Consider the following 7,949-nt stretch of genomic DNA (forward strand, 5'->3'; position numbering starts at 1 on the left):
AGCCAGTGTGTTATGCGCCATCATTTAGCGGTACATTGATTTGCGTAACACACTCCGCTACAGCCGGTGCCGTGTCGGCTGGCGGAGACGGACGAGTTTCGGAGCGAAGTCCATGATCAAGTACAGAGCCCTCGGTCTGCTCGCGGCCACCATCGCCTGTGCCGGCTTCGGCGCTATGCCGACGGCCGCCGCCGACCCCGGCGTCGCCTGCGTATGGGACGGCGGAATCCACCACAAGGGGTCGACCGTCGTCGCGGGTGGCCGGTCATACACGTGCGGTGCAGACCTTTTCGGTGGCCCGCGGTGGTACCCCGGTGAAGGGGTGGGACAGCGCAGCACCGTGTCCAACCCGGGCACCGAGGGCAACCCGGCGCACCGGTTCAGCCCCGGCGCCCGCCAGTACGGCACCGACTACATGGACTACTGCGTCGGCAACCAGCTCATCGAGGGCCGCGAGGCCGTCTACGAGGTCGCCTCGGACGCAACCGGTTTCGTGTTCTGGAAGGCCGCCGAGCCCGCCTCCGGCTGGTCCTTCGACAATGCCGCGCAGCCCGGCCCGAGCTGGCGCTCCTCCGGCCTCTGCCACGACGGTTCGCTGACCTGATCCGCCACCCGTTCCCGTATCGATAACGATGGGCCCGCACGAAACGTGCGGGCCCATAATCGTTGTCGCCGCACTTTCATTGTTCCCCGGATTGCCCCACTCGTTGTTCCCCCGGGTTGTCAGTCTTCGTTGTTCCCCCGGAACGTCAGTCCATAACTGTTCCCCGGAACGTCTTTTGTTCCGGGGGCACAAATGAGTCACCCCCGGAATCCATCGTGTGGAAGTGGATTCCGGGGGTGACGGGGTCACGGAGGGGGTGCCGGGCGGTGGCCGTAGCGCGGGCCCGATGAGGATGTGGGAAACGACCCGCGGGACGGCGTGCCGGGCAGCCGGTTCCGTGACGTCTGGGAGGGTCAGTGGTTGCCGTGCGGGCCGAAGTTGTTGGCCTCCTGGTACCGGCTCGAGTAGCGCGAGTCCGGATCCCGCTGCGCCGCAACGCTTCCGTCCTGGTCCTCGACGCGCCGGTTAGAGTTGTCCGGTGCGTTGTTCGAACCACGGTCGCGGTCGCGGAAACCGCCGTAGTTGCCGTAGCCGCCGCGCCCGTTGTCGTGGCTGCTGCTGTGGCCACGGCTGCCGCCGGAGCCGGCGAACGCGCCCTGGCTCGCGAGGGTGACGGGTCCTGCGACCAGCAAGCCCGCGAGGACGGTGCCGGCGACGATCTTCTTTGTCCTGTGGTTGCCGCTCATAACGCTCGATATCTCCGTTTCATGCTGTTTGCCACCACTCGACCTGTGCTGTGATCGGGGCCTCAGCCTGTACATCTCCTAGTGTACCGCCAAACGATGGCACATAAAACAGGGAGAGGGCATGAATTTTTCCGGACTTGCCGCGGAGGGGGTTCCCGGCCAAAAACGTGCCGGGAACATGAGATCGACGATTGCGCCGTAGATGTGAGTTCTCCGGCTGTGCCGGAGAGTCAGGGCGATCGGATCAGGAGAATGAGGAGGGGCGCGGGGCGGTCAGTCGCCCTGCTCGGATTCCTCGGAGCGCGGGGGCTTTTCGGCCTGCGGGGGCTCCGCAGGGGATTCGGCCTTCTCGGACCGCTCGGGCTCGGCAGGCTCGGATTTTTCGGCGACTCGAGCCTCGTCGGATTTGTCGGATTTGGTGGTCGTCACGAAGGGGGAGCGCAATTGCCATCCGATGGGGCTGGTCGTGCCGTGATCACGAACCCACTGGATCACCGCGGAGACCGCCGCGACGACGGCCGTCGCCCCGCAGAGCAGAGCGATCGAGGTCATTCCCCCGCTGGAGTACTGGGTTTTCGCGAGACCGGGTATGGCGAGGGTGCCGTTGCCGAAGGCCCAGGCCATCATCGAGCCCACCTGGCCGCCGAGGTCGTAGCTGCGTGCGGTCATGGCCTTCAGCTCGGCCGTCTTGGAGTTGACGTAGATGAGCGTCACGATGACGAGAAAAGCGTTGGCGACGGCGGTGACGGTGACGATCCGCGCCAGCCTGTCGCTGTGTATGCGCAGATTGGCGGCCGTCGTGAGGCAGATGACGATGATGGCGGCCGATGCCAGGATCGCCCAGAGGCCCATGATCTTGGGCGCGCCCCGCTGCTGATGTGACCACGCGGTGAGGAAGGCGGTGGTCGCCGTGATCCGGCCGAAAGGATTGACGCTGGCGGTCCCGTTCGGCCCGCGTGCCGACAACCACGGCTGGAACAGCAATATCAGGGTGATGAGGCTGCTGAGCGACGCGGCAATATAGCCCCAATGACCGCGCAGCGTGCCGAGGTACGGCTTCAGGTCGGGCCAGCTGTATGCGACACGCGTTCGTCGATCCGGGGGATCCGGTGGATCGGGAGGATCAGGAGGATCCGGTGGGTCGGGACTGTTTCCCGTCGCTTGCCAGGGCGTCGGCTGCACCATGGCCTGAGTGTATGCGCCGGTCAGGTCGGCGCTGCCGCCCGAAAGATCCCCGTGTGTGGGAAGGTTTTCCGGGGTGCCCGCGACGTAGGATCACTCGGCCGGTCCGCGCGGTGATACTCCCACAATCAGCCTCGCGACGATGGCGCCGTCGGCCTGTCTGTCCCCGTAGACCGCGATCGTGCCACCGGTCTGAATATCGGACACCCTGGTGCCCAGCAGAATCAGCACCCGGGTCCGCTTATCGGTACGGATCGTCACCGAACCGCCGAACATGCCACCCAGCTGGAGTATCTCGTTCTTGTTCGAGAGCACCCTGCCGACGGCGAATCCGGTGCCCTTGTTACCCGCAGGGTTCGTGGAGGAGCCGACCGACGCCTCGGACGCGGTGCTCGTGGTGGCGCCGCGCGCCGACGGCGGCGACGTGCGCGGCGGTCCGGAGGCGAACAGGCTGTGCACCGAGACGATGAGGACCGCGAGCACGATCCCGGTGGTGAGCACGATTCCGACCCGGAACAGCGGCGGCAGGTCGACCTCGCGCAGGTCGGATACGACGCGGCGGGCCTTGTCGCGGATCTGTTCCGATACGAGCCGCCGGTGTGGTCGTGGTTCGGAGCGCGTGGTCTGCTCCGCGACCTTCTGCTGTGCGGAGGAGTGGGAGAGCAACTGCTGTGTGGTGGGTTCGGCGAGGAATTGCCGCGTGGGTCCGGCGGCTGCCTGCCCCAGTAGCCGGGGTGTCCGAGCTTGGCTCGACCACGGCGTGCTCGGCTCCGTCATGTAGTAAGGGTAGGGCACCGGCGAGCACCCGATTTTTCACTGGCGGGAGTACTCGAACGATTGGGGCGCAACGACTTCCGGGCATTAGAACGTCAGCTGTTCAGCCACTGCTGGATCTGGTCCAGCGACGTCGCGGTGTGCAAGGGCTGCCCGTCCTCGGCGTCGAGCAGCAGCCACGGGTGCGGTGGTGCGTCGCCGCGGACCAGGCGATAGCCGGCTCTGGCGGCCCGGGCGGCCAGGAACCGGAAAGGCGTGGTGGGGGCGGATCCCGGCGGGGATGGTTTGTCGGACTCTGTCACTCGGGGCGCTCCACGGGTCGGTGTCGGCGTGACGAATCGGGCGTGATGTGCCCGGCGGCGACCAGCGCGGCGAAGGCGGCACGTTTGCGAGCGCAATCGTGCTCGCGGTGCAGTTGCATCCAGCGGTGAGCGTCGTCGAGCGAAACCTGTTGGGCGGGTGTGGTGCATGTCCACTCTCTGGGCCACCCCAGCGATTTTAGCTGAATATTTGCTGATGTCGACTGGTCGGTTTCGGCAGCCCGCCGCCGGGGCTCCGTGCCCGGCCAGGCGCACCCGGCGGCGGTCCCCGCTACCCCGCAGCCGCCGAGGGTGGTCACGATGCTCCACGCGATATCCCACGCACTCATGCTCGTCCGAAATTCATTGTTTTCACCCGGAATGTTGTCGTGGTCCGATTCTGGATATCGGAAATGGAAGATCCGAAATGGCCCGCGGCCCTTCGGAACTCGTTCGGCATGTCCGATGAAATGAGCACACCACGAGCGACTGTGGTTCACAATCGTGACATGAATCTTCGAAGCAGCTTTTCCGATGTCCCAGAGCGTTTTTCGCCCCGAAACACATCGGTCTTCGTGACGAAGATCGACAAGATTCATGGTGAATCCCATGGCCGCTGACCCGGGTTCGACGGTCCCTCGCCGCCAGCTGGGTCGCTACCTGCGCGAAGGGCGGCAGGCGTGCAACCTCACCCTGGCCGAGGCCGCGAGGCTGATGGAGTGGAGCGAGGCCATGCTGCAACGGCTGGAAACAGGCAAGCTCGAAAAGATCCGGACACACGATGTCCGGCAGCTGTGCCAGCTGTACAACCTGGACGAGGAATTCGCCGCGGCGCTGGCCGTATTGGCACAGCAAGCCGGTGCGAAATCGTGGTACCACGATTACGACGACCTGATACCCGTCGGCTTCAATCTCTATGTGGGCCTGGAGTCCTCGGTCCGGGCAATGACGACCGTGCAGCCGTTCCTGGTACCCGGTCTGTTACAGACGGAGGAATACGCGCGGACCCTGGCGTGCGCGGCCGATCCCGATGAGGACGAACAACAGGTCGAGCGGCGTGTGCAGCTCAAAGTGCGTCGGCAGTCGCTGATCACCCGGAAGTTGCATCCGGTGACGCTCGATGCGGTGATCTACGAAGCCGCCGTGCGGAATATCGTCGGCGGCCGGAGGGTGATGGGTGCCCAACTGCGACACCTCGCCGACATGAGCACGCTGCCCAATATCACTGTGCGTGTGCTGCCGCTCTCGGCAGGAATGCCACTCGGAGAGCTGGTCGGTCCGTGCGTGATCCTCGAGTTCGGAAAAGACAAGCGAGGCAACCCTATTGAACCCTCGGTGGTCTATGTGGAGAGCTACCTCGGTGACATATACCTGGAGAAGAAGCAGGCGGTGGAGCGCTACCATCGGGCCTGTGGGGCGATCGCAGACGCTGCGCTGGACGATGTAACCAGTAGGGGCCTGCTCAGACGGGTAGCGAGGGAGTACGACCGTGAGCGTTGATCTACCCACCGCGCAGTGGTTCAAGAGCAGCCGGAGTAGCGGTCAGCGGGAGTGCGTCGAGGTCGCGTTCCTCGACGGCGGCCGTGTGGGTGTCCGCGACGGCAAGAACCCTGCCGGTCCGGCTCTGGTGTTCACGCCCGGTGAGTGGGATGCGTTCGCGGCGGGCGTGCGCGACGGCCGACTCGATCGACCGCGCTGAGGTCCACAGCCGTACTCCCGGGTGGCCCAGGGCTTTTCAGCCCTGGGTTCCCTCGATCTCGATCGGAGCCTGCGCTTCGGTCTCGACCGAGCGACGACGCATCTTCTGCTGATACAACGTCTGCGCGATGGCCGCCGAGGCGGACAGCACCGCCATCGCGCCGGCCGTCATCGCGGTGCCCGTGAGCTTCGCGGTTTCGAATACGGCCTTCTGCCCGCCGGGCCACGGGTAATCCCCGCGGCCTGTCGCCCACCGGATGATGAACCCGGCCTGCACGCCCAGCTCGGTCGGCGGGCCGGAGCCGACCATATTGCGTAGCTCCGGGCCCGCTCCGCTGAGATATATCAGGGTGGAGATGATGAAGAGCGCCACCGCCACCGCCGCACCGGTGGTCAGGTAGGTCATCGAGGTGATGCGTGTCCAGACGTTGATCACGGCGGTGGGCACGGTAAGGAAGATCGCGATGGCCGCGAGAACCGCCCACTTGCCTTTGAGATTCGAGTGATTCGGCGGATGCTGTGACCAGAGCCCCACGAGGGTGGTGGAGATATGCGTTTGTCCGAACGCATTGCTCCACACAGTGCCATCGGGCCCTGAAGTGGACAGCCATGGCTCGAACATCAGGACGAACGTTATGGCGCACCCGACGGCGGCGGCCAGGTATCCCCAGTTCCCGCCGAGCCGGGGCAGCAACGGCCGCATATGCACGCCGGCCTTCGCCGTAACGGCATTGAAGTTCCGGTTTGCGGTGCGAAGGCCGCGAGTCGCGGCGCGAAGGGTCCGGGCAGCTCGGTCCCGGAGGGATTCCGAGGAGGGCTGCGGGTCGCGAGCCTCTACGGACTGCCAGGGGGTGGGCTGAGACATGGGTGTGGATCCTTCATTCACTGAGGGCCGCGCGGGGGTCGGGGGCGGGTTCCGGCTTCGCCGCGGACAACGGATCCGCGATGTCCTCCAAGGACTTTCCTTCGGCGTTCACGCCGAAGAACCAGGCGACCAGCCCGCCGCCGATCATGAAGCAGCTGCCTACGAGATAACCCACGGTCAGCGGGAAGCGGTCGGGATCCGGATTGTCCGCCCCGCCGACCAGGTGGCCGAAGAGGAACGGTGCGATGACGCCGCCGACACCCTGCGCGATCGCGAAGAAGAACGAGATGGCCTGACCGCGCAGTTCCAGCGGGAAGATCTCGCTCACCGTCAAATACGCCGCGGACGCTCCGGCCGAAGCGAAGAAGAAGATGACGCACCACAGCAGCGTCTGCGTGGTGGCGGTCAGTATGCCCGCGTTGAACGCCCACGCGGAGACGAAGAGCAGTGAACCGGAACCGACATAGGTCGCGCAGATCATCTTCCGGCGGCCGACGCTGTCGAACAGCGGGCCGAGTACCAGCGGGCCGATCAGATTGCCTATGGCGAAGGGGAAGAAATAGTAGCCCGTGTGGTCGGACGGCACGTGGTAGAAGTTCGTCAGCACCATGCCGACGGTGAAGAAGATGGCGTTGTACAGGAACGCCTGGGTGGCCATCATCGTGAAGCCGAGGAAAGACCGAGATGGGTACTTGCCGAAGAAGATTCGACCCATCTGCCAGTAGGAGAGCCGATCGGTGTCGGTGATGTCGAGGGCCTTGCTCTCGTCCACCGGCGGGAGTTCGACCCCCTGGCTGCGCACCCGCGCCTCGATCTCGTCGACGGTCCGCTCGGCCTCGTCCGCCCGGCCGTGGGTGAGCAGCCAGCGCGGGCTCTCCGGAATGTGCCGGCGCAGGAAGATGATGATGATCCCGAGGACCGGGCCGAGGAAGAATCCGATCCGCCAGCCCCACCCCACCGGGATGAGGTTCTCGTTGAACAGGACCAGGCTCGCGGCCGCACCCAAAGCCGCACCGCCCCAGTAGGTCCCGTTGATCGCGATATCGACCCGCCCCCGGTATTTGGCGGGCATGATCTCGTCGATCGCCGAATTGATCGCCGTGTACTCACCGCCGATCCCGGTTCCCGCGATGAACCGGAACAGATACAGCGACCATGGGCCCCAGGACAACCCGGCCAACCCGCTGCCGATCAGATAGATCGCCAGGGTCAGGATGAACAGCTTCTTCCGCCCGAGCCGGTCCGTCAGCCGGCCGAACACGAGCGCCCCCACGACCTGCCCCGCCAGATACCACGAGGCGACCGCGCCGACCTGCCCCGGCGTCAGATTCAACGCCCCGGCGTCCTGCAACGGCCCGCCCATGCTGCTGACGATCTGGATCTCGACGCCGTCCAACACCCAGGAGACGCCCAGCCCGACGACGATCAGCCAGTGGAATCTCGTCCACGGCAATCGATCCATCCGCGCGGGCACCAAACTTCGGATGATCTTGGTCTGCGTCGACATCGAAAGCTCACCTCGGTTTCCGGAAACGTCTATCCACTCGCGGGCACGCGTCACCGCGGCGCGACTCAGGACAGCGCGGTGCCGATCGTGTCTCGATCTCCGTGATCCGGCGCCGCTTCGCGGCATCCGATACGCGGCACGGTTACTTCGGTGCCACGGAGACGTAATACACCGTTCATTGAGACATAGTACGGCGTACCGTTAGAAAATGTAACAAGTTCGGAATACTTCCGGTAAGACGGGGTTGCCGAAACATTCTGTCCGGCAGGGGTTTTCAAACCGGTCGGTCCGCAGTTATGCCCGGCGGCGCGCCCGCCCACACGCCGCAGTCGGT

At 65.3% G+C, this 7,949-nt stretch carries 10 protein-coding genes; 3 read left to right on the forward strand and 7 right to left on the reverse strand.

The genetic code is table 11. The features are described from left to right. The first annotated feature begins 112 nt into the window (after positions 1 to 112). Positions 113 to 604, forward strand: a complete 492-nt coding sequence (locus ON41_RS33160) for a hypothetical protein (protein ID WP_040752221.1) — start codon at positions 113 to 115, stop codon at positions 602 to 604. A 353-nt stretch (positions 605 to 957) separates the two neighbouring features. Here the strand turns inward: ON41_RS33160 and ON41_RS33165 are convergent, their stop codons facing one another. From ON41_RS33165 to ON41_RS41995, 5 genes are all read right to left on the reverse strand, one after another. Next, a complete protein-coding gene (locus ON41_RS33165) occupies positions 958 to 1,290 on the reverse strand; it encodes a hypothetical protein (protein ID WP_040752223.1) in 333 nt (110 codons plus the stop codon). Between the two features lie 273 nt (positions 1,291 to 1,563). After that, positions 1,564 to 2,475 carry a hypothetical protein gene (locus ON41_RS33170; protein ID WP_157185722.1) on the reverse strand — a complete coding sequence of 304 codons (912 nt, stop codon included), beginning with the start codon at positions 2,473 to 2,475 and terminating at the stop codon, positions 1,564 to 1,566. 90 nt (positions 2,476 to 2,565) lie between these two features. Further along, positions 2,566 to 3,249: a hypothetical protein gene (locus ON41_RS33175; RefSeq protein ID WP_157185723.1), complete on the reverse strand. Its 684-nt coding sequence runs from the start codon at positions 3,247 to 3,249 to the stop codon at positions 2,566 to 2,568. A gap of 92 nt (positions 3,250 to 3,341) precedes the next feature. Continuing rightward, positions 3,342 to 3,548 (reverse strand): hypothetical protein, encoded by a 207-nt coding sequence (locus ON41_RS33180; RefSeq protein WP_040752228.1) that lies wholly within the window; start codon positions 3,546 to 3,548, stop codon positions 3,342 to 3,344. Further along, entirely contained in the window at positions 3,545 to 4,144 is a 600-nt protein-coding gene (locus ON41_RS41995; protein ID WP_157185724.1) for a hypothetical protein, read from the reverse strand. Before ON41_RS41995 ends, ON41_RS33180 begins: the two co-directional genes overlap by 4 nt. A 10-nt stretch (positions 4,145 to 4,154) precedes the next feature. Here ON41_RS41995 and ON41_RS33185 point away from each other — a divergent pair, with 10 nt between their 5' ends. Then, positions 4,155 to 5,045: a helix-turn-helix domain-containing protein gene (locus ON41_RS33185; RefSeq protein ID WP_040752289.1), complete on the forward strand. Its 891-nt coding sequence runs from the start codon at positions 4,155 to 4,157 to the stop codon at positions 5,043 to 5,045. Beyond that, on the forward strand, positions 5,035 to 5,244 hold the full coding sequence (locus ON41_RS33190) for a DUF397 domain-containing protein (RefSeq protein ID WP_040752229.1): 210 nt from the start codon (positions 5,035 to 5,037) through the stop codon (positions 5,242 to 5,244). The genes ON41_RS33185 and ON41_RS33190 overlap by 11 nt, the downstream gene beginning before the upstream one ends. 36 nt (positions 5,245 to 5,280) lie before the next feature. Here the strand turns inward: ON41_RS33190 and ON41_RS33195 are convergent, their stop codons facing one another. Both ON41_RS33195 and ON41_RS33200 read right to left on the reverse strand, forming a co-directional pair. After that, positions 5,281 to 5,946, reverse strand: a complete 666-nt coding sequence (locus ON41_RS33195; RefSeq protein WP_157185725.1) for a hypothetical protein — start codon at positions 5,944 to 5,946, stop codon at positions 5,281 to 5,283. Between the two features lie 175 nt (positions 5,947 to 6,121). Beyond that, positions 6,122 to 7,615, reverse strand: a complete 1,494-nt coding sequence (locus tag ON41_RS33200) for an MFS transporter (protein ID WP_040752233.1) — start codon at positions 7,613 to 7,615, stop codon at positions 6,122 to 6,124. Positions 7,616 to 7,949: the final 334 nt, after the last annotated feature.

Origin of the sequence: Nocardia transvalensis NBRC 15921, from assembly GCF_000308875.1 — a bacterium.
Classification (GTDB): domain Bacteria; phylum Actinomycetota; class Actinomycetes; order Mycobacteriales; family Mycobacteriaceae; genus Nocardia; species Nocardia transvalensis.

What these genes read in the sequence shown, in the direction of transcription:
- ON41_RS33165 (WP_040752223.1), bottom strand. Translation starts at nt 1,290, where the DNA reads ATGAGCGGCAACCACAGGACAAAGAAGATCGTCGCCGGCACCGTCCTC.
- ON41_RS33195 (WP_157185725.1), bottom strand. Translation starts at nt 5,946, where the DNA reads ATGCGGCCGTTGCTGCCCCGGCTCGGCGGGAACTGGGGATACCTGGCC.
- ON41_RS33170 (WP_157185722.1), bottom strand. Translation starts at nt 2,475, where the DNA reads ATGGTGCAGCCGACGCCCTGGCAAGCGACGGGAAACAGTCCCGACCCA.
- ON41_RS33175 (WP_157185723.1), bottom strand. Translation starts at nt 3,249, where the DNA reads ATGACGGAGCCGAGCACGCCGTGGTCGAGCCAAGCTCGGACACCCCGG.
- ON41_RS33200 (WP_040752233.1), bottom strand. Translation starts at nt 7,615, where the DNA reads ATGTCGACGCAGACCAAGATCATCCGAAGTTTGGTGCCCGCGCGGATG.
- ON41_RS33185 (WP_040752289.1), top strand. Translation starts at nt 4,155, where the DNA reads ATGGCCGCTGACCCGGGTTCGACGGTCCCTCGCCGCCAGCTGGGTCGC.
- ON41_RS41995 (WP_157185724.1), bottom strand. Translation starts at nt 4,144, where the DNA reads ATGAATCTTGTCGATCTTCGTCACGAAGACCGATGTGTTTCGGGGCGA.
- ON41_RS33160 (WP_040752221.1), top strand. Translation starts at nt 113, where the DNA reads ATGATCAAGTACAGAGCCCTCGGTCTGCTCGCGGCCACCATCGCCTGT.